This is a genomic window from Paraeggerthella hongkongensis, from assembly GCF_003726035.1.
In the GTDB taxonomy this organism is placed as follows: Bacteria; Actinomycetota; Coriobacteriia; order Coriobacteriales; family Eggerthellaceae; genus Paraeggerthella; species Paraeggerthella hongkongensis.
Genome location: NZ_QICD01000001.1, coordinates 282,222 through 304,104, shown reverse-complemented (window position 1 = coordinate 304,104; position 21,883 = coordinate 282,222). Strand labels below are relative to the sequence as shown.

At 62.3% G+C, this 21,883-nt stretch carries 21 protein-coding genes; 5 read left to right on the top strand and 16 right to left on the bottom strand.

Annotated elements, in window-relative coordinates; genetic code table 11:
* Positions 1-7 precede the first annotated feature (7 nt).
* The 4 genes from DMP08_RS01310 to DMP08_RS01295 form a co-directional block, all read right to left on the bottom strand.
* Entirely contained in the window at positions 8-1,060 is a 1,053-nt protein-coding gene (locus DMP08_RS01310; RefSeq protein ID WP_244596723.1) for a helix-turn-helix domain-containing protein, read from the bottom strand.
* 239 nt (positions 1,061-1,299) lie between these two features.
* Positions 1,300-2,955: an ABC1 kinase family protein gene (locus tag DMP08_RS01305; protein WP_123191191.1), complete on the bottom strand. Its 1,656-nt coding sequence runs from the start codon at positions 2,953-2,955 to the stop codon at positions 1,300-1,302.
* A gap of 17 nt (positions 2,956-2,972) precedes the next feature.
* Positions 2,973-3,356 (bottom strand): phasin family protein, encoded by a 384-nt coding sequence (locus tag DMP08_RS01300; RefSeq protein WP_123191190.1) that lies wholly within the window; start codon positions 3,354-3,356, stop codon positions 2,973-2,975.
* Positions 3,357-3,573: 217 nt separating this feature from the next.
* A complete protein-coding gene (locus DMP08_RS01295; protein ID WP_123191189.1) occupies positions 3,574-4,590 on the bottom strand; it encodes a DMT family transporter in 1,017 nt (338 codons plus the stop codon).
* Positions 4,591-4,830: 240 nt separating this feature from the next.
* Between DMP08_RS01295 and DMP08_RS01290 the strand changes: the two genes are divergently transcribed.
* Positions 4,831-5,724 (top strand): LysR family transcriptional regulator, encoded by an 894-nt coding sequence (locus DMP08_RS01290; RefSeq protein ID WP_123191188.1) that lies wholly within the window; start codon positions 4,831-4,833, stop codon positions 5,722-5,724.
* A gap of 42 nt (positions 5,725-5,766) precedes the next feature.
* Here DMP08_RS01290 and DMP08_RS01285 read toward each other — a convergent pair whose 3' ends face one another.
* The 6 genes from DMP08_RS01285 to DMP08_RS01260 all read right to left on the bottom strand — a co-directional run bounded on the left by DMP08_RS01285 (position 5,767) and on the right by DMP08_RS01260 (position 12,819).
* Positions 5,767-6,507, bottom strand: coding sequence for a sulfite exporter TauE/SafE family protein (locus DMP08_RS01285; RefSeq protein ID WP_123191187.1), 741 nt, complete (start codon positions 6,505-6,507; stop codon positions 5,767-5,769).
* 9 nt (positions 6,508-6,516) lie between these two features.
* Positions 6,517-7,851 (bottom strand): dicarboxylate/amino acid:cation symporter, encoded by a 1,335-nt coding sequence (locus DMP08_RS01280; RefSeq protein ID WP_123191186.1) that lies wholly within the window; start codon positions 7,849-7,851, stop codon positions 6,517-6,519.
* A 60-nt stretch (positions 7,852-7,911) separates the two neighbouring features.
* Entirely contained in the window at positions 7,912-8,562 is a 651-nt protein-coding gene (locus tag DMP08_RS01275; RefSeq protein WP_123191185.1) for an HAD family hydrolase, read from the bottom strand.
* 157 nt (positions 8,563-8,719) lie between these two features.
* The gene (locus tag DMP08_RS01270) at positions 8,720-10,477 is read right to left on the bottom strand and encodes a proline--tRNA ligase (protein WP_123191184.1); all 1,758 of its coding nucleotides are present in this window, start codon (positions 10,475-10,477) and stop codon (positions 8,720-8,722) included.
* Positions 10,474-11,541: a flavodoxin-dependent (E)-4-hydroxy-3-methylbut-2-enyl-diphosphate synthase gene (gene ispG / locus DMP08_RS01265; RefSeq protein WP_123191183.1), complete on the bottom strand. Its 1,068-nt coding sequence runs from the start codon at positions 11,539-11,541 to the stop codon at positions 10,474-10,476. The genes DMP08_RS01270 and ispG overlap by 4 nt, the downstream gene beginning before the upstream one ends.
* Positions 11,542-11,700: 159 nt before the next feature.
* The gene (locus DMP08_RS01260; RefSeq protein WP_123191182.1) at positions 11,701-12,819 is read right to left on the bottom strand and encodes a site-2 protease family protein; all 1,119 of its coding nucleotides are present in this window, start codon (positions 12,817-12,819) and stop codon (positions 11,701-11,703) included.
* A gap of 74 nt (positions 12,820-12,893) precedes the next feature.
* On the opposite strand from DMP08_RS01260, the gene DMP08_RS12350 reads away from it, so the two are divergent.
* The 3 genes from DMP08_RS12350 (at position 12,894) to DMP08_RS01245 (ending at position 14,770) form a co-directional block, all read left to right on the top strand.
* Positions 12,894-13,667: a hypothetical protein gene (locus DMP08_RS12350; protein ID WP_148042313.1), complete on the top strand. Its 774-nt coding sequence runs from the start codon at positions 12,894-12,896 to the stop codon at positions 13,665-13,667.
* 277 nt (positions 13,668-13,944) lie between these two features.
* The gene (locus DMP08_RS01250) at positions 13,945-14,211 is read left to right on the top strand and encodes a DUF4160 domain-containing protein (protein ID WP_123191180.1); all 267 of its coding nucleotides are present in this window, start codon (positions 13,945-13,947) and stop codon (positions 14,209-14,211) included.
* 10 nt (positions 14,212-14,221) lie between these two features.
* A complete protein-coding gene (locus DMP08_RS01245) occupies positions 14,222-14,770 on the top strand; it encodes a DUF2442 domain-containing protein (protein WP_123191179.1) in 549 nt (182 codons plus the stop codon).
* Here DMP08_RS01245 and dxr read toward each other — a convergent pair.
* The 6 genes from dxr to DMP08_RS01215 all read right to left on the bottom strand — a co-directional run bounded on the left by dxr (position 14,767) and on the right by DMP08_RS01215 (position 20,982).
* Positions 14,767-16,035 (bottom strand): 1-deoxy-D-xylulose-5-phosphate reductoisomerase, encoded by a 1,269-nt coding sequence (dxr, locus tag DMP08_RS01240; protein WP_123191178.1) that lies wholly within the window; start codon positions 16,033-16,035, stop codon positions 14,767-14,769. The two genes, DMP08_RS01245 and dxr, sit on opposite strands and share 4 nt — an antisense overlap.
* Before the next feature lie 144 nt (positions 16,036-16,179).
* Complete coding sequence (locus tag DMP08_RS01235) at positions 16,180-17,094, bottom strand: phosphatidate cytidylyltransferase (protein ID WP_123191177.1); 915 nt, start codon at positions 17,092-17,094, stop codon at positions 16,180-16,182.
* Positions 17,095-17,874: an isoprenyl transferase gene (locus DMP08_RS01230; RefSeq protein ID WP_123191176.1), complete on the bottom strand. Its 780-nt coding sequence runs from the start codon at positions 17,872-17,874 to the stop codon at positions 17,095-17,097. It lies immediately after the preceding gene.
* 79 nt (positions 17,875-17,953) lie between these two features.
* Positions 17,954-18,511, bottom strand: a complete 558-nt coding sequence (gene frr / locus DMP08_RS01225) for a ribosome recycling factor (protein WP_123191175.1) — start codon at positions 18,509-18,511, stop codon at positions 17,954-17,956.
* Positions 18,512-18,579: 68 nt separating this feature from the next.
* A complete protein-coding gene (gene pyrH / locus DMP08_RS01220; RefSeq protein WP_123191174.1) occupies positions 18,580-19,296 on the bottom strand; it encodes a UMP kinase in 717 nt (238 codons plus the stop codon).
* Between the two features lie 258 nt (positions 19,297-19,554).
* Positions 19,555-20,982, bottom strand: a complete 1,428-nt coding sequence (locus DMP08_RS01215) for a S1C family serine protease (RefSeq protein WP_123191173.1) — start codon at positions 20,980-20,982, stop codon at positions 19,555-19,557.
* Between the two features lie 345 nt (positions 20,983-21,327).
* On the opposite strand from DMP08_RS01215, the gene DMP08_RS01210 reads away from it, so the two are divergent.
* Positions 21,328-21,879, top strand: coding sequence for a D-alanyl-D-alanine carboxypeptidase (locus DMP08_RS01210; protein ID WP_123191172.1), 552 nt, complete (start codon positions 21,328-21,330; stop codon positions 21,877-21,879).
* Positions 21,880-21,883: the final 4 nt, after the last annotated feature.

The window sequence follows — 21,883 nt, the reverse complement described above, 5'->3', positions numbered from 1 at the left end:
GCACGGCTTAAACCCTCGCCCGCTTCCGGCGCCTGCGATCCCGCCACCATCGAGACAAGCTGAACACGAGCCACTCCACCAGCGGGATGGTGAGAAACGCCACCCAAGCCGGATGCGGCTGGCTCAGCACGAACGCCATGTAGAAGAACCAGGCCGTCACTCCCAGCGGATACGCTCCCGCAACAAGCGGCGCGATGCGCTTTTGGCCCACGGCATGGCCCACCATATAATACAGCGGCACCGTGAAGAACAGGAACAAGCCCAAGCCCCACTCCCCGTTCATGATGCCGATCAACAAGTACGCCAGGATCACTACGAGCGGGTAGGGAAACTTCAGCCACAACCGCTCGAACTCCCCCAGGTAATGCTTGCGCACCGGGATGCTCTTCCCCACCTCGTCGCCGTACTTCTCGCGGGCGTCGTCAAGCGTCTCGAAGCGCTCGCCTTGCACGGTGTAGCCGCACGGTTCGCTCCACCAACCATGACCGTGCCCGTACTTGGCGTGCGCGTCATGCCAGCTGTCGAACTGCTCGCCGTTGATGATCACGTTGTCGCCGTCGATGAGCACTTCGTCGTCATCTGGACCGTTCTTGGGGCTTTTCACATGCACGCCGTTCCAGCCTACGTGCACCTCTTCGCCCTTTTCCCCATCAACTACATGGATCCCCTCGCGCCAAGAGATATGCACCTTCTCCGAGCCGTCTTCCACGTGAATGCCGCCGACCCCTATGCGAACCTTGGACGGACCGGGGTCGTTCGGCGGCGCATCGTCCACGGGAGATCCGGAGGCCCCGGCTTCGTCGGACGCGCGAGCACGATCCGCTGCCTCGAACACCACGTCATCCTGCGTGGCTTCATCCACGTACAGCAAATCATCGAGCGACACCCCGTACAACCGCGCAAGCGCGATCAGGTTGTCGGTATCGGGCGACGACTCGGATCGCTCCCATTTCGATACAGCTTGGCGCGAAACGCCCAGCTTCTCGGCCAGCGCCTCCTGAGACAACCCGGCCTGCTTGCGACGCTCGGCCAAGCGCTGCGCGATCTCCACGTTCATCATGCTCCCTTTCTCGTTCCGCTCATCATAGCGTACTTGAAAGGGTACGGTTGCGCGCGCCGAAGCGCGACCAATTTCAGTTGGAATCTTGCGCAACTTTCGGTTGCGGAAGAAAACCCAAGCCTAAAACCATCGTTTTACCTGGTTACATGATCACATGCGTCAAAGCGGCAAGTCAGTGCCCGAATCGCCAGCCGCATACGGCAAGCGCGAGTCTTCCAACCGCACGAGGACGCACGGCCCTACACCCTGCGTCGGCGAATGTCCACGACCACCCACACCGACAGCACCGCAGCACCCAGATAGCCGAAGAACGCCAGAACGGGCACGCCCAGAAGACGCGGCTCCATAGACGACAGCGACAACATGCTGGAACCGATGAACAGCCCCGCGATGATGATGCCGATGGTCAGGCGGTTGATGATCTTCGCAAGCTTCGACAAGGGCGCTTCGGAACCCAGCACCTCCATGTTCATTTTCAGCTGCCCGCGCGTGAGCATTTTGAGCGCCTCGCCCGAATACTGAGCCGCGTCCAATGCTCCATTCGTGGACGAGCGCAGCGCCAAAACCAAGTCTTCGACAGCCGAAACCAACTTGTCTCGAGGGCTCTTCGAACGCTGGATATGCGCATTGATGATGCCGACCACGCTTTCGTTGGGAATGAACGGCGCGATGGTCCCCTCCAACGTCACGATGCCGCGCGATACGCCCGTAATGGACGACGGCAACGTGACCTTGCAAGAGCGCGTGAGCATGAGAATGTCGGTCAAGAACTGCCCGATGTCGATTTCGCTCACATCGCACGATCCATAATCGCGCAGCAACAGGTCAAGGTCGGCCAGAAACCGCGTATGATCGATGGCTCCGTTGTCCTTCGACGCGGCAAACGACATGAGGGCGTCTTTGAGCTGGGCGGAATCCTGCATGCCCACCGCCTCGATGATGCTGCCGAACCCCGCTCGGTCGCGCGGAGACAAGCGCCCCATGTTGCCCAGGTCGATGTAGACCACCTTGCCGTTGCGGATCAGCAGGTTTCCCGGATGCGGATCGGCATGGAAGAACCCATGGTCGAGGATCTGGGTGGCGTAATTGTCGAGGATCTTCTCGCCGATTTCGTCAAGCTGGTAGCCAGCCGCCCGCAATCGATCCGCCGCCAGTATGGGGATGCCGTCGATGTATTCCATGACCAGCACGTATTCGGTGCAAAGGTCAGGATAGACTCGCGGGCTGTCGATGAACGCCACATGAGCGTTCAGGCGGGCGAACTCTTCCAGATTCGCCGCCTCGCGCAGAAAGTCCGTTTCCTCCAGAAACGTGGCCCACAACTCCTCCACCACATCGCGCAGGTCGAGCATCTGCTCGTCCTTCATGAAGCGCGAGGCTTGGCGAGCCATCGTGCGCATGATGTCGATATCCTGCGCCATCGTGGCCTTCACGCCGGGGCGCTGTATTTTAATGGCCACGATATCGCCCGTCGCAAGACGGGCTTTGTGCACCTGCGCAAGCGATGCGCTGCCAAGCGGCGTGGGGTCGATGGCGTCGAACAGCTCCCCTTGCGCATCGCCGTATATGCCGTCGAGGGCGGAAAGTATTTGATCGAACGGCAGAGGATCGCACTCCATCTGCAGTTTTGCAAGCTCGTCGCAGTACGCTTTCGGCAAAATCTCCGAACGCGTGGAAAGGGTTTGGCCGATCTTCACGAAGCTCGGCCCCAAGTCCTCCAACATGGCGCGAAACTCTTCGGGCGTGAAGCCTCGCAGCACATGGTGCTTCTGGAGAATCGAGTATATCTCCTTCAGCCGACGCGCGCGCGTTTTCCGGTTCAGGTTGAAACGCCCCTCCGGATCCACGTCCGCGCCGGAACTGAAGAAGTACTTGAGTACGCTGTTGTCGATCATGCGATCAAGCGCGCAGCCTACGCGCCCGGCGCTTGCTCGGCGGCAGGAGCCCCGTCTTGCGCAGGCTCGGCAACCTCGACGGCGGACGCATCGCCCGCTTCGGCCTCGACGGGCTTGGCATCGGCCTTGGCCGCGAACTCGGCGGCTTTGGCGGCAAACTCGGCGCGCTCTTCGGGGGTCATGGCGGCCATGCGCGCCTCCAGCATGTCGTAGCGCACGGCGGCAACGGCCTCTTCGGCCTTGTGCTTGAGTTCGGTGTTGATCTCTTTGCCCTGGTCGACGGTCAGCTCGCCCTTTGCGATCAGCTGATCGACAAGCTCTTTGGTCTTCTCGCCGGTGATGGCCATGGCGCCGACGCCTGCCAGGAAGATGTCCTTGAATCCATCGCTGAAGTTAGCCATGCGTGCCTCCTCTGCTTGCGATTCCCGGGCAACGACAAGCCCGGCTCCTGCAACCATGATGCCCTAAATCGGCGAAAAGGGCAATGCGCGCAAGGGAACCGTCACGCGAATGCAGCAAGGAGGGGAAGCGGGCGGGGTCGCCGCCCGGATCAACCGGAGCGACCGCCGCACGCCGCAATCGACCCGGAACCGCCGCTGCGCGCGCACAGCCAAGCACCTAAGCGGCATTGTCGCGCGCAAGCTCCAGCTGATCGGGCACTGCGACGCGGGAAGCCTCGGGGCCAAGAGCCGCCGCCCGTACGGAAGCCGCGCTTCCGGCAACGTCCAGCCCGACCGATGCGGAAGCACCCGACGCCCGACGTCCCTCCACGTACGTTGCAGCCATCACGGCGCACACGATGACGACGGCGCCAGCGAAACCGGCAACCGACAAAACCTCGCCCAGCAGCGCAAACGAGAACACTGCGGTGAACACGGGCTCCCCCGTCAGCAGCAACGACACCATGGAAGGAGGAAGCGCGGTCAACGCCAGGTTCTGCAACAAGAAGGTCAGGCACGTGGACACCAAGGCCAGAAACGCAACGGTCCCCCATGCGAGCGGCTGCACAGCCGCCACGTCGATCGGAGGCTCGAACGCAAGCGCGCAAACCAAAGCCACGACGAACGACATCCCTATCTGCGTGCCGGCCACCGCAACCGCATCAAGCTCCGCCAAACCCCGCTCGCCGAACACGAGAGCCCCCGCCAACGCCGCGGAAGACAGCAGCGCAAGCGCCTCGCCCGGACCGAACGTCAACGCGCCGCCGTTGTTGCACAGCAAATACAAGCCCGCAACGACGGCGATCTGAAACGGGACGAACGTCAACGGATACCGACGCCGGTTCACCACCGAAGACAGCAACGGCGCGAACACCACAGGAAGCGCCACCAGAAAACCAACGTTGGTGGCCGTGGTCAAATCAAGGGCGACGTTGCACGTCAGATACGCAAAAGCCATGCATACGGCTGCAGGGATCCAAACGCGCATGCGAACCGACCTCACCTGCCGCACAATGCGCGGTCCGAAAATCAACCCGAAGACGACCACCGCCAAGCCGAAACGAATCGCCAGGCACCACAGAGGCGTGATGCTGTCGTATGCCATCTTCGTAATGGCGTTTCCCGATCCGAAAATAACGGTTTGCAGGACAACGAGGGCCACGTAGGGCCAACGCCTGGTCACATGATTCGTCATGACGCCTCCTTCCCGTAGATAGGACGCGATCGAAAGCGCGCAACGCACCGAAGACCCGCGTCGAAACCTGGCGGCGAACTTTTGCTTGGATTCTTGTCCATCCTACGGGCTGCTTTGGTAAAAGTAAAACGAGAGTGTCTTTACTTAATTTCAAGATATTCTTATGATTCCATGTCAAACGCCTTGTTCGATTGATCAAGAAGAACGAGAATCACCCCAACGGCACAAAAAGGAGCGTTGATGGGAAATCAAAAATACGAAGCGCTGCTGAAAGTGGCCGAAACCGGCAGCTTCAAACAGGCCGCCCATGACCTGGGCTACACGCAGGCGGGCATCAGCTACCTGGTAAACTCGCTGGAGCGCGAATTGGACGTGGCACTGTTGGTGCGCGAGCATGGCGGCGCGCGGCTCACCGCCGAAGGACGGGACCTGCTCCCCTGGATGCAGAACGTCTGCAACGGCGAACGGCAGCTGGAAGCGCGTCTGGCGGAACTCAAGCATCTGGAAAGCGGCATCGTGCGCGTGGCCGCTTTCACCAGCACGGCAACCCAGTGGTTTCCCGGCATAGCCAAAACGTTCCTCGCCCAGCACCCCGGCATCGACCTGCAACTCATCTGCATGGACGACGAAGACGCCTTGGAAGAAGCCGTCCATCGAGGCGATGCCGATTGCGGGTTCTTCGTCTACCCCATCAAGCTGGAGATGGACTCCCTTCCCCTGCGCCACGATCCCCTGCTCGTCGCGCTGCCGCCGAACCACCCGCTGGCCGATGCCGCTCGCTTCCCCGCCCGTTCGCTTGCAAGCGAACCGTACATCCGCCTTCTGAGCGGAACTTCGTCGGAGATGGAAGCGCTGTTCCGCAACAACGGCGTAGAGCCCAGCGTGCGCTTCACCGTAGACAGCGACTACGCGGTGATGAGCATGGTGAGCGCCGGCTTGGGGTTCAGCGTGCTGCCCGACCTCATCCTGCGCAACGCCCCGTTCCCCATAGCCGTCGTGCCGCCCGAAACGGAAACCAGCCGGGAGATCGGCATAGCCGTGCGCTCGATGAAAACCGCCTCGGCGGCGACCAAGTCGTTCCTTGAAACCACAACGCGATGGGTCGCTGCGACCTACGAGCAAGGCGAAGGCTGACGGAACGGCGAGGGCGACGTCGGGCCGACGAAGGCGGCGCCCCTACCCAACAAGCAGCTTGGCGGCGAACAGCGCCAAGACGATGCCGATGATGGGACGCGTGATACGGCTGCCGTCCTTGGCGAACAGGCGCGCGCCCAGCAGATTGCCCGCGATGTTGAACGCGCCGGCCGCCAAACCAAGGGGCAGCAGCACCACCCCGTTGATCAGGAACACCGAAAGAGCCGCCAGATTGGTGGCCAGATTGACGGCCTTCGTCGTGCCGTTCGCTTCACGCAGGCCCATGTGGGCGACGCCTGTCAGCAACAGGATGAGAAACGTTCCCGTGCCCGGCCCGTAAAACCCGTCGTACACGCCTACGACCAGCGCAATGCAAGCCGTGAACATCGCCGTTTGGCGCATGGGCCTCTCGTCGCCCGCATGGCGATCAAGGTTCTTCGTCCGCAGCACGTAGAAGGCGACCACGGGCAGCGCCGCCAACATGAGCCCCTTGATGACGGCCTCGTCGGTCATGAGCGCCAGATTGCTTCCACACAGCGACCCCGCCAGCCCGCACGCGACTCCGACGGCCACCAAACGAGGCACCAGGTACCCGCTGCGCGCGAAACGCCACGTAGCGGCCAGCGTGCCCATGCTGCTCGAAAGCTTGTTCGTGCCGATAGCCTGATGCACCGGCAGGCCCGCGAACAGATACGCCGGAATGGATACGAGGCCTCCGCCACCTGCAACGGCGTCCACGAAGCCCGCCAGCAGGGCCAGCGGGCAGACGATCAGAAACTCCACGGCGGCGCGCTACCGTCCTTCGATGGAAGCGGCGCCGTCCAGACCCGCATCCGCGGGTTGATCGGCATCGAACACGGAGCGATCCAGCGCACCGTTGGCGTTCGCCACGATAGTGGTCACCACCGCGTCGCCGGTCACGTTGATGGCGGTACGGCCCATGTCGACCAGGCGGTCCACGCCCATGATCATGGAGATGCCCTCGGCCGGAAGCCCGACCGCGCTGAACACCATGGCCAGCATGATGGTTCCCACGCCCGGCACGCCCGCCGTGCCGATGGATGCCAGCGTTGCCGTGAGGATCACGGTCAAATACCCCGTAGCCCCCAGGTCGATGCCGAACGCCTGCGCCGCGAACACCACGGCCACGCCCTGCATGATGGCCGTGCCGTCCATGTTGATGGTAGCGCCGAGCGGAACGGTGAAGCTTGCGATCCGGGGATTCACGCCCACCTTCTTCTCAAGCGTTTCCATGTTGAGCGGGATGGTCGCATTGCTGCTGCTGGTGGAAAACGCGAACGCCAGCACGGGCAGCATCTTGCGCAGAAAGCGCAGCGGGTTCAGACGCGTGAACACGAACAGCAGCGCCATGTACACCACGCAAAGCTGTATGCCAAGGCCCAGATACGTGCCGCCCACAAATTTGAACACCGGCACCACCGCATCGAAGCCCAGGTTCGCGAACGTGCGCGAGATCAGGCAGAACACGCCAATGGGCGCCACCTTTAGAACCAAGCCCACCATCTTCATCATGATGACGTTGAACTGTTCGAAGAAGCGCTTCACCACATCGACCTGCTCGCCCAATTGGCCCAAGATCACGCCCAGGATGAGCGCGAAGAAAATGATCTGGAGCATGGTGCCGTCCGCAAGCGCCGTGAACACGTTGCTGGGAATGATGTTCAGCAAGGTGGTTGTAACGCTGGTAGGCTCGGCGCTGGAAGCCTCTTGCGCATGGATGGCGCTCATGTCGAGGCCGAGTCCGGGATTGATCAGCTGCGCCACGCCCAGCGCCATGACCACGGCCACCGCGGTGGTAAGCAGATACAGCAAAACCGTGAGCCCGCCCACTTTTCCCAGCGCTTTTCCGCTGCCGATGGACGCCGCCCCGCACACGATGCTGCAAAACACCAGCGGCACCACCAGCATTTGCATAAGCCTGATGAAGCCTTGCCCCACCAAGTAGAACAAGCCTTCTATCAGCACCTCGTCCACCGCCGAGCCGGCAGGCACGCCCATATTGCATGCCACGCCCACCGCGATACCCGCCACAAGCGCGATGAATATCCACCCGGTCAAGCCGATGCACTTGAGAAGAGGGCGCGCTGAAGAACCGTTTTCGGTCATGACGACTCCGTTCTACATTCTTGAGAGGGCGCAGAACATGCGCCGCAATTGCACAAAAGGCTACCTTGCAAGCAGCAGGGGAACTTCCGAACAGCGGGAACACGAGAACGTGGGACGCTGCGCTGCCAGCACGGGCTGCGGGAACATGCCCCACAACGCGGCCGCAGTCGCGCAGCCCGCGCCGTTGCCCGCTTGGATGTCGAAGGGGCTGTCGCCCACGTACAGGCACGATCCGGGCTCGAGATCCATCAATCGACAGCCGTACGCCACGGGACCGGGCGACGGCTTGTGCTCGGGCCAGTCATCGGATCCCACCAGAAAATCGAAGTAGGCGCCCAGGTCGAACCGCTCGAGCCCGCGCATTGCAGGCTCGTGTCGCTTCGACGTGACCACGCCCAGCGGGACTCCTTCGTCTTTCAGGCGGTCAAGCATGTCGACCGTGTCGGGAAAGAGCTTGATGAGGTCGTCGTGGATCACGGCGTTGTGCTCTCGGTACACGCGGCACAGCTCCTCATGCACGGAATCGTCGTTCGTGAAATCCCACATCTGCGTGTTGAGCGGCTGCCCCACCTTAGCCATGAGCGCCTCGTCGGGAACAACCTCGCCGAGCACCGTGCGCGTGGCATAGCGAAACGTGGTCAACAGCAAGTCGTAGGTATCGAGCAGGGTTCCGTCCAGATCGAACAGAACCGCCTGGATGGCACGTTGCACAGCGCCCCTCTTCCTAGATGCACAAGCCGCAGGATCGCCAGGGCGGGATGAGACGGAGGGACGGGGTCAATGACTCATTTTTGAGTCCTGCGGGAAAAATGAGTCATTGACCCCGTCCCTCCGTCTCATCCCTTGGCCTTGGCCCTGCGGGCATTCCTTATTCGAACAAGCTGCCGAAGAGCGAAACCTCGGAGCCCCACACCTTCGAGTTGCGCTGCGCGAATGCAAGCGCGTCGGTCAGCGCGGTCAGGGGGATGTCGCGGCGCGCACCGGTGCTGCGGCGCTTGATCTCCACCTTCTGCTCCGCCAGGCCGCGCTTGCCCACGATGATCTGCAAAGGCCAGCCGATCAGGTCCGCGTCGGCGAACTTCACGCCCGCGCGCTCCTTGCGATCATCGATGACAACCTCAAGGCCCAACCTCGACAGCTCCGACGCCAGCTTCTCGGCTGCGGGCTGCACCTCGTCATCGCCCACCGTCAGCGGAATGACGCACACATGAGCAGGGGCGACGGCCAGCGGCCAGCTGATGCCGTGCTCATCGTTGTGCTGCTCGACGATGGCGGCCATGGTGCGCGAAACGCCCACGCCGTAGCAACCCATGAGGAAAGGCTGCTCGGTGCCGTCCTCCGTCATGAAGGTGGCGCCCATGGAGCGCGAATACTTGTCGCCCAGCTGGAACACCTGGGAAACCTCGATGCCGCGCGCGCCTTCCAGCGGCAGCCCGCAGGTCGGGCAGCTGTCGCCGGGACGCACGATGCACAGGTCGGCCCATTCGTCCACCTTGAAGTCCACGCCCAGCTGCGCGCCCACGTAGTGATAGCCGTCTTCGTTCGCGCCCACGACCCACTTCGGAACCGCTTGCAAGCTGCGCGCGGCGATCACGTATGCATCCTCGGGCAGGCCTACCGGGCCCATCGAGCCCTTGTGCAAGCCGAAAGACTCCATGTCCTCGTCGGTCAGCAGCGTGAACCCGCCGGCCGCGCGCGCGGCCTTGATCTCGTTGAGCTCGTGATCGCCGGGCACGAACATGACCACCAGCTTGCCTTCGTCGTTCTTGCCGGAAAGCGCCTTCACCGTCGAGGACTCGGGGATGTCCAGGAACGCAGCCAGCTCGGCGATGGTGTGGACGTCGGGCGTGGCAACCTTCTCCATGGCCGGAACGTCGTAGACGGTCGGGCGAGCCAGGCAGTCGCCGGCCTCGGTGTTCGCAGCATACCCGCACGAGCAATGGACGAGCTCCGCTTCGCCAGCCTCGGCAAGCGCCATGAACTCGCAGGTCACGCTGCCGCCGATCTGGCCCGGGTCGGCCTCGACCGGACGATAGTCAAGGCCCATGCGATCGCAGATGCGGCCGTACGCCTCGCTCATCTCATCGTAGGTCTTCTGCAGCGACTCCTGGTCGGCATGGAAGCTGTACGCGTCCTTCATGATGAACTCGCGGCTGCGCAGAAGGCCGAAACGCGGGCGGATCTCGTCGCGGAACTTCACCTGGATCTGGTACAGCGAAAGGGGCAGCTGCTTGTAGGAGCGCAGTTCGTTGCGCACCAGCGCGGTCAACAGCTCTTCATGGGTGGGCCCCAAGCAGAACTCGTGATCGTGACGGTCCTTCAGGCGCATGAGCTCGGGGCCGTAATCGTTCCAACGGCCGGACTCGTGCCACAGCTCCGCCGGCTGCAGCGCGGGCATCATGATCTCCTGGGCGCCGATCGCGTCCATCTCCTCGCGCACGATATCCTCGACCTTGGACAAGACGCGCTTGCCCAGGGGCAAAAACGTGTACACGCCCGATGCCGTCTTGCGAATGAAACCGGCGCGCAGCAGCAGCTTATGGCTGGCTATCTCCGCGTCAGTCGGGTCCTCCTTGAGCGTGGGGGCGTACAACTGGCTCATGCGCATGATGTTCGAATTCGTCATAGCTTTCCAATCTCCTCCATCAAAGCGTCCACGATGGCTTCTTCCTTCACCTTGCGGACGACCTTTCCCTGTAAAAACACCACTCCCGATCCCTTGCCGCACGCAACGCCGATATCGGCATCGGCGGCTTCGCCAGGCCCGTTCACCACGCAGCCCATGACCGCCACTTTGAGCGGCTTGTCCAGCCCCGCGATGCGATCCTCAACCTGCCGTGCCATGCCGATAAGGTCGACCTGGCAGCGACCGCACGTCGGGCAGCTGATGAGCTCGGGAGCGCGACGGCGCAGATCAAGCGCCGCGAGCAGCGTCCAACAAGCACGAATTTCCTGCACAGGATCGTCGGTAAGCGAGATGCGCAGCGTGTCGCCGATACCCTCTTCAAGAAGAATCCCCAGCCCGCACGCGCTCTTGATGGCACCTTGAAACGTGGTGCCCGCCTCCGTGACGCCAATGTGCAGCGCAACGTCCGGAAGCTTTTCGCTGAGAAGGCGGTACGTGCGCACCGTGGTCATCACGTCGTGAGCCTTCGCGCTTACCACCAGGTCCCGAAAGCCGCGGCTTTCGCAGTAGCGTGCATAGTCAACAGCCGAAAGCGCCAGCTTCTCAGGTTGCGAAAGATCCTCGCGGGCCGCAACGGCATCGTCGAGCGATCCGGCGTTCACGCCGATGCGGATGGGAATGCCCGCCTCGCCCGCGGCGTCGAGCACGGCATCGGTCTTGGCCAGCCCGCCGATATTGCCGGGATTGATGCGCAGCTTCGCCGCGCCGCGTCGCGCCGCTTCAACCGCGATGCCTGCGTCAAAATGAATGTCGGCCACCACGGGCAACGGGGACTCCTCGCACACGGCCTGAAACGCATCGAGACAGGCGCGGCGCGGGATGGCCATGCGCACGACCTCGCACCCCGCTTCGGCCAGCGCCCGGATTTGGGCCAGGTTCGCAGACACGTCGTCGGCCGGCGCGTTGAGCATTGACTGCACGACAACGGGCGCGCCGCCTCCCAGCGGCACGTTGCCGACCATCACCCGACGGGTGCGTTCGTTCGGTTTGGCGTCGATCGCCATCGTTTCTCCGTTTCTGATCCCCGCCGATCGCGAACGCGATGCGGCAGAATCGCGCCCGGCTCCAAAGGACACGGGGCGCACGAGTGCATTGCAGGTTATTCTACCGCTGATTGACCGTTCGGCGGAGCAAATGCACAGGGATTTCGCGGAGCGCGTGCATTACGCGCCGAAGCCGACGCCCGATATGATCCTTTGAATGTCCTGATTCGCCATCACCAAGAAGAAGCACACGAACAGCGCCATACCCGCCATCGAAAGGTAGTTGAGGGCCTTCATGGACACCGTGCGGCGCGCAAGCTTCTGGAACAGCTCGATGACCAAACGGCCTCCGTCAAGCGGCGGGATGGGCAGCAGGTTCATGATGCCGAGCGATACCGAAATAGCCGCAAAGAATTGGAGGATGTTGACCAGACCTCCCTCGAATGCGTCTTTCGACATGACTGCGATGCCGATAACGGACGAGGAATTGGACATGGTTTCGGCCGCAGTTGCCGGATTGAACAGGCCCGCGATCAGTTGGATCACCATGCCGATGTACGAAAATCCCATCTGGATAGCCTGAATCGGCCCCACCACCACATGCTGCAACACGCCCGTGGTCGGATTCTGCATATCGATACCGACCACGGAGAACAGCACGATGAACAACAGCACGGCGAACAGCAAGTTCACGGCAACGCCCGCTACCAGAATGATCGCGCGCTTCCAAAACGGCAGGCTGCGATACTGCTGCCGGTACTCGGATTCGAAGAATGCATGCGGATCCGAAACCGGACGCGCTTCGCCGAGCGCACCCGCAACCGGTTCGGGAAGGCCGGCGACGCGGGCGGCCTTGACCTGCTTCTTCGTGGGGACGTACTCCGGCGTTCGATACGTGTTGTACTGGTCCTTCTTCGAGGGGCCCACGATAGACCCCCATTCGACCAGCTCTTCGAGCGCTTCGTAGGCTTCGTCATCGGTAATGCCGCAATCGGCTGCAATATCTTCCATGTTGGCGGTGCCGCGTCGATACAGAGCGGCCAGGACCTGCTCAAGATGAGGGCTCATCTCGCCCGGCTCCATGCCGCACACCTTTGCGTATCCGCCCAAGAGAATGGGCGTGACGCCGAACTTGGTGCCCCACTTGGTGAAACCGATGCTGGGGCCAGGCAGACCCAGCATGAACTCGGTCACGCGCACGCCGAAGGCACGCGCCGCCAGGTAATGGCCGCCCTCGTGGATGAACACGAGAAAGCCCAGCACCAGCGTGGCGTACACGATCATGAGGATTACGTCCATATGCACAGCTCCTATGCGCTAACGGCCCCGCTCCTGCAGCATGCAACGCTGCATCCGAGGGCCGGCAATGTGTCATGCCCCAGTATAAAGTGAAACCGCAAAGGAGGCATTTTCAAACGAGAAACCCACGAACCTCCCGCGAAATCTTCGCGAGCAAGCCCGACGCCAGTACGCCGCATTGCCCCACGGCAGCGTTCGCGTATTTCCGACGCAACCTCCAACCTGGTAAAAAGAGCCGGTTCGAGACGACTCCAGGGCAGCGCCGACAGATCCGCGCGGTCACATGCACGCTCGAGCGATTCGACAACCACAGCGACATCGGCTGTCGCTTCGATTTCGATAAGGCGAGTCGCCCGAACGAAGAAACCCGCAAAGTCAATGATGGCATACCGGAATGGATGACGGAAGCGTTTGGCTCGACGCCCGCTCGCAGCCGCTTCGACGGTGCGCCCGGCGTGGCCATGCCCGCACTTGCGCGCCCGTGCACTTGCGGGCCCGTGCGCTCGCGCGCTCGCACGCTCGATTCTTCTCGAAATGTTGCGGTCGAAGGGTACGTCAAGACCCGCCCGTTAACAATGGGCATCTGCGACCAGGCAAAACGCACGACCGTATTTAACGCCGCCTTTCTGTATGTCCCTCGAACGCAACATTTGGAAAAGAATCGCACAGAGAGCAAGCTCGGCCCGATCAACCTTCGTCGACCGCAAGCAAAGCAGCTATCGACTTCGGCGCGCTACATCGTTTTCCACTGCGGCGCGCATGCGTATCCATTGCGGTTTCCACCGTGGCGTGCGCACGTGCGCACGCTGCAGATCCGGTTTGGCAAAGGGAGCGTTTCAACGCTTTGACCTGGCTTGTTGCGTTCAACGGCCAATATCCGGGCAACGCGCGCTGGATTCCTGCTAGGTTTTGGCTAGATTCCGAACAGGTTTCTGCTAGATGCACGTTAGAACCACGCTAGATCCGCGCTGGAACCAGCCGAGAAACGAGCGAGCTCCACGATAGATCGCGCAAACATTTCGCTGGACGCACGTCATCTGCGCGCAAGATGGCGCAGCTAAGATAGTGCCAGCGGATCCGCACAACGAAATACAAGCCTCCACCGAGAAATCGAAAGGGCGACGCATGCCTGAGATCAGCTTTTTCTACGGGATCAAAATTATGATTTACCACGAATCGAACGCCCCGCATCACAAGCCGCACTTTCACGCTTCCTACGGCGAATACGAAGCGGTATACTCGATCGAAGGGGGCCTGCTTGCAGGCGGCCTTCCCCCGCGCCAGGCAAAACTCGTCGTAGCTTGGGCGGCTCTTCACATGCAGGAGCTTGATGACAATTGGTATCTAGCCAGCTCGAACAGCACCTGCTTCCGCATCGATCCGCTGGTTTGAGGAGAACGCGATGAAGTGGCATCTCGACAAGCACATCACTGACTTCGGATTACTCGAAAACGGCTCGATCGCCATCGACTGGAACGATGGGAGGCGAAGCGTATTCGATCCAAGCCCTTATCTTAAAAATGATTTTATGGGCGAGTTGACCAACCGGGAGTACTTCGAAACCGCTTACGCACTAGGCCACGGACGAGGCATAGCCTGGCCAAGAAACCAAGACTTCGGAGCTGGTTTTCTGTATAACGAGTCTTCGACCGTCGAACGAGAAGAGCCGCTGCCCCCACGAGGGCGGCGAATGATATGGAATCCCAGTAAACGCATCGAACAAGTGCGACCCTTCCCTGAAGGCGACAAGATCCTTACTAGCTGGAACGATGGGAGTTCGCGCATCTTCAGCACATGGGCCCATGCATCCAGCGACAGCATAGACAAGCTTGCCGATCGCGCTTACTTCGCGCAAGCAAAGGTGTCTCCCGAACAAGATGCGGTGATCTGGCCCGATGGGATGAGCTTCCCCGCTAAAACGCTATACGAGCAGGCCGCGCTGGAGGGCTAGCGAGCTTCGATCCATCGACGCGCTTCCTGGCGAGCCCAAGCGTCCACGGTTTCCAGCTGATCAAGGCTCTCGACCCGCTGGACGCCGGCATGCTCATGCGCATCCATGACGGCTTCGACGCATTCCGCAATGCCTAAATAGGTTCCCTCTTCGGCCAAGAACGCGGCAACGGCAACCTCGTTCGCGGCGTTCATGACGCACGGCAGCGTACCGCCCGTACGCCCCGCATGATACGCCAGGTCAAGGCAACGGAACGTATCGGTGTCGGGCGCAGCGAACTCAAGCGCGCCCAACGTGCGGAAGTCAAGCGGCGCAACCGGAGCGTCCCAGCGCTCGGGATACGACAGCGCGAACTGGATGGGAATGCGCATGTCGGTGGTGCCGAGGTGCGCCTTCACGCTGCCGTCGGAAAACTCCACCATGGAATGAATGGCGCTTTGAGGCTGCACCACCACTTCGATCTTGTCGTAGGGCATCGCGAACAAGTGATGGGCCTCTATGACCTCGAGTCCCTTGTTCATAAGCGTGGACGAGTCGATGGATATTTTCGCCCCCATGTTCCAGGTGGGATGAGCCAGGGCCTGAGCAGGCGTGATGCAGGCCAGATCGGCACGTGCGCGCCCACGGAACGGGCCGCCCGAAGCGGTCACCCACAGTTTCGACACCTCGCGCGCGTCCTCGCCGAGCAGGCACTGATAGATCGCCCCATGCTCGGAGTCGATGGGCATGAGCGCCCCCGCAGGGCCCTGCGCAGGAGCCGTTCCCGCAGCTCGACGCTGCTCGTCAACGCGCGCAGCCAGGGGCATGATGAGATCGCCGCCCACCACAAGCGATTCCTTGTTCGCCAGCGCAAGCACCTTGCCCGCCGCCAGCGCCTCGTAACTGGCGCGCAAGCCCGCAGCCCCCACCAGGGCGTTTACCACAATGTCGGCTTCGGGCAAGCAAGCTAGCCGAGCCACCGCGTCCGCGCCGAACCCGAGCGAGCCCTCGCTTCGCTGCGCAACGGCTGCCGCCAACGATGCGGGAGCGCCCGATTTGCTGCGCACGGCTTCGCGCAGGTCGTCGGCGACGGTCGCGGCGGCCAAACGTTCATCGCCCACGGCCAGATGGCGCACGCCGAATTCCCGAGCCTGATCCAGCAGGTCGGCAGCACGGGACCCAACCGCCAAGCCGACAAGTTCCAACTGGTCGGAATGACGTCGGACCACGTCGAGCGTCTGCGTGCCGATGGACCCGGTCGAACCCAAAACCACAATGCGCTTCATGCGCTCCTCCTCCAGCAACGAACTCATCCGCAAGCCAAACGAAAACCCTCAAGCCGCCGACAGCGCGCACACGCCGCCGGTGCCGATCGCAACGCAAAGCCCGCTCGACCGCGGTCGAGCGACACCGAACGACGCGACGGCTCCTTAATAAGGAATGCAGCCCCCTCCGACCAACAGGATGGCCGAAGTCACGGCAACCAAGAACAGCGAATCGCACCGATCGAGCAAACCGCCATGTCCCGGCATGATGGTGCCGGAATCCTTGAAGCCCGAATTACGCTTGATGCGGCTCTCAGCCAAATCGCCGAGCACACCCATCAATCCGCTGATCAGGCCAAACACAAGCGCCTGCGGAATAGACATGGTCACACCCGGAATAAGCGTCAGCAAACACCAGAACACGGCAGAGCCCGCCAAACCGGCAATAAAGCCTTCCCAGCTTTTCTTGGGGCTGGTGCGCGGCGCCAGCTTGTGCTTGCCGAACTTGCTGCCGACCAGGTAGGCGAACGAATCGTTCGCCCAAACGCTCAAGAACACGCCCAAGGCCAAGATGCCGCCCCATGGTTGCGGGAGCGCCGTGCGAATAACGACCAGGCCGGACAGCAGCATGCCGCAATACGCCGCGCCGAAAAAGCTGACTCCCACATCGGGCACGCGTGCCCGCGTCCAGAACACGTACCACACGATAAGCGCCAGAAGCAGCGCCAAACTGACGTACACCGCACCGTCGAGCCCCAGGAAAAACACGCTCAGCGGATACAGCATGGCCGCGATGATGCCGAGCATCTCGTTGGGAAGCTTCGCATCCGAGCGCAGCATGTAGTAGAACTCGCCCGCCGTGATGCCGGCCGTCGCAACGAGGAACGCCACCGTGGTCCACTCGCTGGCCAGAATGCACACCACGGACAACGCCACGTACACGAACCCCGTGCGGAAGCGCACCTGCAAATCGGTGGCGTTCTTCAGCTTCTTCGGCGTCTTTTCGTACGCGAAGTCCTTGATGCGCTCGGTGCGTCTGCGGTCGCCCTCGGTCGACCGGCCGTCGGGCCGCTCATCCACTTACTTCACCGCCCCGAACCGTCGATCGCGGCCCTGGTACTCGAGCAGCGCCCGCAACAATTCGTATCGGTTGAAATCAGGCCAGAGCACGTCGGTGCACACGAATTCGGAATAGGCGATCTGCCACAGCAGGAAGTTCGATACGCGCATTTCGCCGCTCGTGCGAATGAGCAGGTCGGGATCGGGGATATCCGCCGTGTACAGATGGCGCGACAGCGTCTCTTCCGTCAGCGGACCGGGCGTGCGGCCCTCGCGCAGCGCGGCATGGGCATCGTCCATGTAGGACTGCATGGCGTCGAGCAGCTCTTGCCTGCCCCCGTAGTTCACGGCCACGATCAACGTCATGCCGTCGTTGTCCTTGGTTTTATCCCATGCCTTCGCGAACGCATCGCGCGTTTTCTTGGGAAGCGCATCGGTCTGGCCGATGGTCATGACCCGCACATGCTCCTCATGCAGGCCATCCACCTCGGCCAGCATGGTGGTTGCGAACAGGTTCATCAACCCGATGACCTCGTCTTGGGGCCGGCGCCAGTTCTCGGACGAGAACGAGTAGATGGTCAGATAGCGAACGCCCACGTCAGACGCACAGCGAATAGTCTCGCGCACGGCCTCGATGCCGGCCTTATGGCCGAACAGGCGGTTCTTGCCGCGCTCTTTCGCCCACCGGCCGTTGCCGTCCATGATGACGGCCACATGCTGAGGGACCGACGCAGGATCAAGCTGCGTCGGATCCAGATCCGTCGGCGGATGGGGAAATATGTAGTCCAAAGGCTTGTTCACGCTACCACCTCACAAAAGACGAGAAAGCCGACGATCGTGCGATCGTCGGCTTCGGAGATTTATCCCAGCTTGCGCCGAGCTAAATCTCCATCACCTCGGCTTCTTTCTTCTTGAAGGCCTCGTCCACCTCGGCAACGTACTTGTCGGTAAGCTTCTGGACCTCGGCCTGGGCACGACGCTCGTCGTCTTCGGGGAGATTGTCCTCTTTGACGGAACGCTCGATGGCGGCATTGGCATCCTGGCGCGCCTTGCGCACGCCAACGCGAGCCTCTTCGGCGTAGCCCTTGCACTGCTTCACCAGGTCACGACGACGCTCCTCGGTAAGCGTAGGGAACGGCAAGCGGATGACCGAACCGTCGTTGGAAGGGGTCACGCCCAGATCGCTGGCCAAAATGGCCTGCTCGATGGCGCCCAGCACGCCCTTGTCCCACGGCTCGATGACCAGCATGTGCGCGTCGGGAGCCTTGACGCCCGCCATCTGGTTCACCGGCGTGGGCACGCCGTAATAGTCAACTCGAATGCGGTCGAGCACCATAGCGTTCGCGCGTCCCGTACGAACGGAGGAGAAGTTGTTGCCCAACGAATTGAGCACGCCCTGCATACGCTCCTCAGCCTGCAGCATGATATCGTCGATCATCACTGGTTCCTTTCACCTTGCTTCTTGCAATGCGCCCATCGCAAGAGCGCAGCATTCGTTCGATGGCCTTATTCTACCGTGGTTCCAACGTTTTCGCCCTTCAAAGCCCGTGAAATGTTCCCGTTCACGGTCAGGTCGAACACGATCATGGGCACGTTGTTGTCCATGCACAGCGACGTGGCCGTGGAGTCCATGACGTTGAGCCCCTGCGACAGCACGTCCATGTAGCTGATGCTGTCGTAGCGCTTGGCGTCCGGGTTCTTCTTGGGGTCGCTGTCGTACACGCCATCGACCTTCGTGGCCTTCATGAGCACGTCGACGTCCAGCTCGCACGCGCGCAGGGCGGCCGTGGTGTCGGTGGTGAAGTACGGGTTGCCCGTGCCGGCTGCCAGGATGACCACGCGGCCCTTCTCCATGTGGCGGATGGCGCGGCGGCGAATATAGGGTTCGGAAACTTCTTGCATGTTGATGGCGCTCTGCACGCGCGAGAAAATGCCATGGCGCTCGAACGCGTCCTGCAAAGCCAGCGAGTTCATGACCGTGGCCAGCATGCCGATGTAGTCGGCCTGCGCGCGGTCCATGCCCTCGGCCGATCCGGCCAAGCCGCGGAAGATGTTGCCGCCGCCCACCACCACGGCGAGCTGCACGCCGTCTCGCACGATGTCGGCGATCTGGTCGGCCAGGTCGTCGACCACCTTGGGATCGATACCGTAGCCAACATCCCCCGCCAGCGCTTCGCCGGACAGTTTGAGCAGCACGCGCTTGTACCGATACTCTTCAGACATAGACTCTATCCTCTCGGTGGTCGTTCATTGTTTTGCTTTTAGCCCATCTATAGTACCCGAAAAAGAAACGGCCGCGAAGGCGGTACGATCGTTTTCGGGCATTTCACGCAAAGGACAGACGACGCACCGGCCCTCGCGCGGACGCCTCGCCTCCGATTCGGCCCCGTTCGAGAGGGGAAGCCGCCGCGCATGCGCCCGCAACACACGACGGCCCCCGCATGTGCAGGGGCCGTCGAGAAAGAAGGGCGTCCAGGTTGTTTACGCGGCGTTCTGCTGCGACTCGCCGCTACCGCCGCCGAACAGACGCTCGAGCATGGACTCCTTGGAAGGAGCGCTGTTCTGCTGCGTGGTGGCAGCCTGCGAAGCCTCGTCCGAGCCCAGCGTGACCTCGATCTGCTTGGTCTCGCCTCCGCGGTTCACCTCAAGGGAGATCTTGTCGCCGGGGTTCTTGGCACGAATCCCCAGCATGAGGTCGCTTGCCGAGGCAACGTTCTTGCCGTCAAGCTTGGTGACGATATCGCCAACTTGCAAGCCCGCCTCGGCCGCGCCGGAGCCGGGGTTCACCGCAGCCACGTACGCGCCGCTGTCAACCGCAAGGCCGTAGCGCTGGGCGTTCTGAGCGTTGACCGTGGACAGGGACACGCCAAGCTGTGCATGGGTCGGGGTCTTGCCGTCGATGATCTGCTGGGCGATGTTGACCGCGTAGTTCACCGGGATGGCGAACCCGACGCCGGAGTAGTTGCCGGAGTTCGACGTGATCAGGGTGTTGATGCCGATCAGCTTGCCCTCGGCGTCAACAAGCGCGCCACCCGAGTTGCCGGGGTTGATGGCCGCGTCGGTCTGGATCATGTTCGGATAGATGGTCACTTCGCCCGACCCGCCCTGCTGGGCGTTGCTGTCCATGATCTGAGAGCGGCTGGTGGCCGACACGATGCCCGTGGCGACGGACTGCTCCAAACCGAAGGGGCTGCCGATGGTCATGACCCATTCGCCAATGGTCAGGTTATCGGAGTCGCCAACCTCGACAGGCGTCAGGTTGTTGGCATCCTGGGCCTTGACGACGGCCAGGTCGGAACTGGGGTCGCTTCCCACGACCTTGGCGTCGTAGGTGTCGCCGCCGACGGTCACCTTAAGCGCGTCGGCGCCTTGGACCACATGATAGTTCGTCACGATGTAGCCGTCTTTGGTTAGGACCACGCCGCTGCCCAGCGACGACTGCGTCAAGGTGGACCCGCTTGCGCCGGAGCCGTACATGCCCATGCCGGACTGGTTCGTGTACACGTCGATGGCGGCCACGGAAGGCAGAGCCTTGCTTGCCACGGCCTCGGGCAGCGTCACGCTCTCGCCCTGGGCGTTGATGACGGTGCCGCCCGAGGATCCCAATTGCGCCGGAGCCGACCCGCCGGAAGACGAGCCTGCGCTCGCGGCTTGCCAGATGCCGAACCCGCCCAGCCCGATGACGCAGGCAAGGGCCGCGCCGGCGAATGCCAAGCCGAACGTCCGGCCGCCGTGAGACTTGGCCTGAGGCGTCGACGGCACGGCGGTGTGCTGCGCCGTGGCGTACCCATGACCCGGCTGCTGGTAGTAAGGTTGCTGTCCCGCAGGAGCAACGTGCTGGGCGCGCTCGTCGCCCGGCTTCGGCGGCAAGGGGCTGCCGCTCGGGGTGGTTCCATTGGTTTCGCTCATATGCTTCACGCTCCTTTATTTCGTATCGCGATCACTCGTCTTACGTACTGCTTGTAACGCGGTCACCTTAGCACGCCAAGCTTCTGATCTGGATCGCTTGCACTCAATCGTCATCTTCGCGTCATGGAATTACACCGTTTGGTGTACGTACCGAAACCAAGCCGTACACTGGCAGGTGCAAAGACGCCAACGAAGCGCGAGCCGACCGCACCGCGCCCGCAGCGCAATCGGCAACCGCCCGATCGCACGGTGCGGCGCACCGCGAAAAGCACTCTTCCCTCCGCATCCGGCAACGGCGCGGTATGATACGAGCAACGTAGGCAAACCCCTATCGAAGGAGCGCGTATGGATCAACCCGCCCGCCCGCATCGCACCCTGGCCCAGCGCGCGCAAGAGCTGTATATCCGCATCCTGCTGCGCCTGCTCCCCTTGCTGCTGTCGCTGTTTCGCCATGCATCCAAGCGCATCCAGGCGGAAATAGACTACCTTGAACCTGGCTGCACCTTCATGCTGACGGTCGGCGGGACCGGCCTGTCGTGCGCATGCCGCCGCACCCCCGGCGCATCGTTCAAGCGCGTGCCGCCCGATGCCGTCGCGCAAGACGTGGAGCCGGGAAGCGGCCTTCCCAGCGCCGACGCAAGCGCCGCGACGGTGGATTACGTGATCGCGTTTCGATCGCCCGCCTATGCGTTCGCCTGCTTCTCCGGCGCCATGACGCTGCAGGACGCGCTTGCGCAGCGCGCGTTCTCGACCCGCGGGCCCAACAGCACGGGCGTGGCCCTTACCTACCTGTTCACCGCGCTGCTGAAGATGTTCTTCGGCTGGCGGGCCGCCTATCGCGCGCCGAAGCGCGCAGCCGAAGCGCTCCCCCGCCCGACAGAGCAACGGAAAGGATAGCCCC

Coding starts and splice junctions, on each gene's coding strand:
- DMP08_RS01310 (WP_244596723.1), bottom strand. CDS start 1,060: ATGATGAACGTGGAGATCGCGCAGCGCTTGGCCGAGCGTCGCAAGCAG.
- DMP08_RS01305 (WP_123191191.1), bottom strand. CDS start 2,955: ATGATCGACAACAGCGTACTCAAGTACTTCTTCAGTTCCGGCGCGGAC.
- DMP08_RS01300 (WP_123191190.1), bottom strand. CDS start 3,356: ATGGCTAACTTCAGCGATGGATTCAAGGACATCTTCCTGGCAGGCGTC.
- DMP08_RS01295 (WP_123191189.1), bottom strand. CDS start 4,590: ATGACGAATCATGTGACCAGGCGTTGGCCCTACGTGGCCCTCGTTGTC.
- DMP08_RS01290 (WP_123191188.1), top strand. CDS start 4,831: ATGGGAAATCAAAAATACGAAGCGCTGCTGAAAGTGGCCGAAACCGGC.
- DMP08_RS01280 (WP_123191186.1), bottom strand. CDS start 7,851: ATGACCGAAAACGGTTCTTCAGCGCGCCCTCTTCTCAAGTGCATCGGC.
- DMP08_RS01270 (WP_123191184.1), bottom strand. CDS start 10,477: ATGACGAATTCGAACATCATGCGCATGAGCCAGTTGTACGCCCCCACG.
- ispG (WP_123191183.1), bottom strand. CDS start 11,541: ATGGCGATCGACGCCAAACCGAACGAACGCACCCGTCGGGTGATGGTC.
- DMP08_RS01260 (WP_123191182.1), bottom strand. CDS start 12,819: ATGGACGTAATCCTCATGATCGTGTACGCCACGCTGGTGCTGGGCTTT.
- DMP08_RS12350 (WP_148042313.1), top strand. CDS start 12,894: ATGCCCCAGTATAAAGTGAAACCGCAAAGGAGGCATTTTCAAACGAGA.
- DMP08_RS01250 (WP_123191180.1), top strand. CDS start 13,945: ATGCCTGAGATCAGCTTTTTCTACGGGATCAAAATTATGATTTACCAC.
- DMP08_RS01245 (WP_123191179.1), top strand. CDS start 14,222: ATGAAGTGGCATCTCGACAAGCACATCACTGACTTCGGATTACTCGAA.
- dxr (WP_123191178.1), bottom strand. CDS start 16,035: ATGAAGCGCATTGTGGTTTTGGGTTCGACCGGGTCCATCGGCACGCAG.
- frr (WP_123191175.1), bottom strand. CDS start 18,511: ATGATCGACGATATCATGCTGCAGGCTGAGGAGCGTATGCAGGGCGTG.
- pyrH (WP_123191174.1), bottom strand. CDS start 19,296: ATGTCTGAAGAGTATCGGTACAAGCGCGTGCTGCTCAAACTGTCCGGC.
- DMP08_RS01215 (WP_123191173.1), bottom strand. CDS start 20,982: ATGAGCGAAACCAATGGAACCACCCCGAGCGGCAGCCCCTTGCCGCCG.
- DMP08_RS01210 (WP_123191172.1), top strand. CDS start 21,328: ATGGATCAACCCGCCCGCCCGCATCGCACCCTGGCCCAGCGCGCGCAA.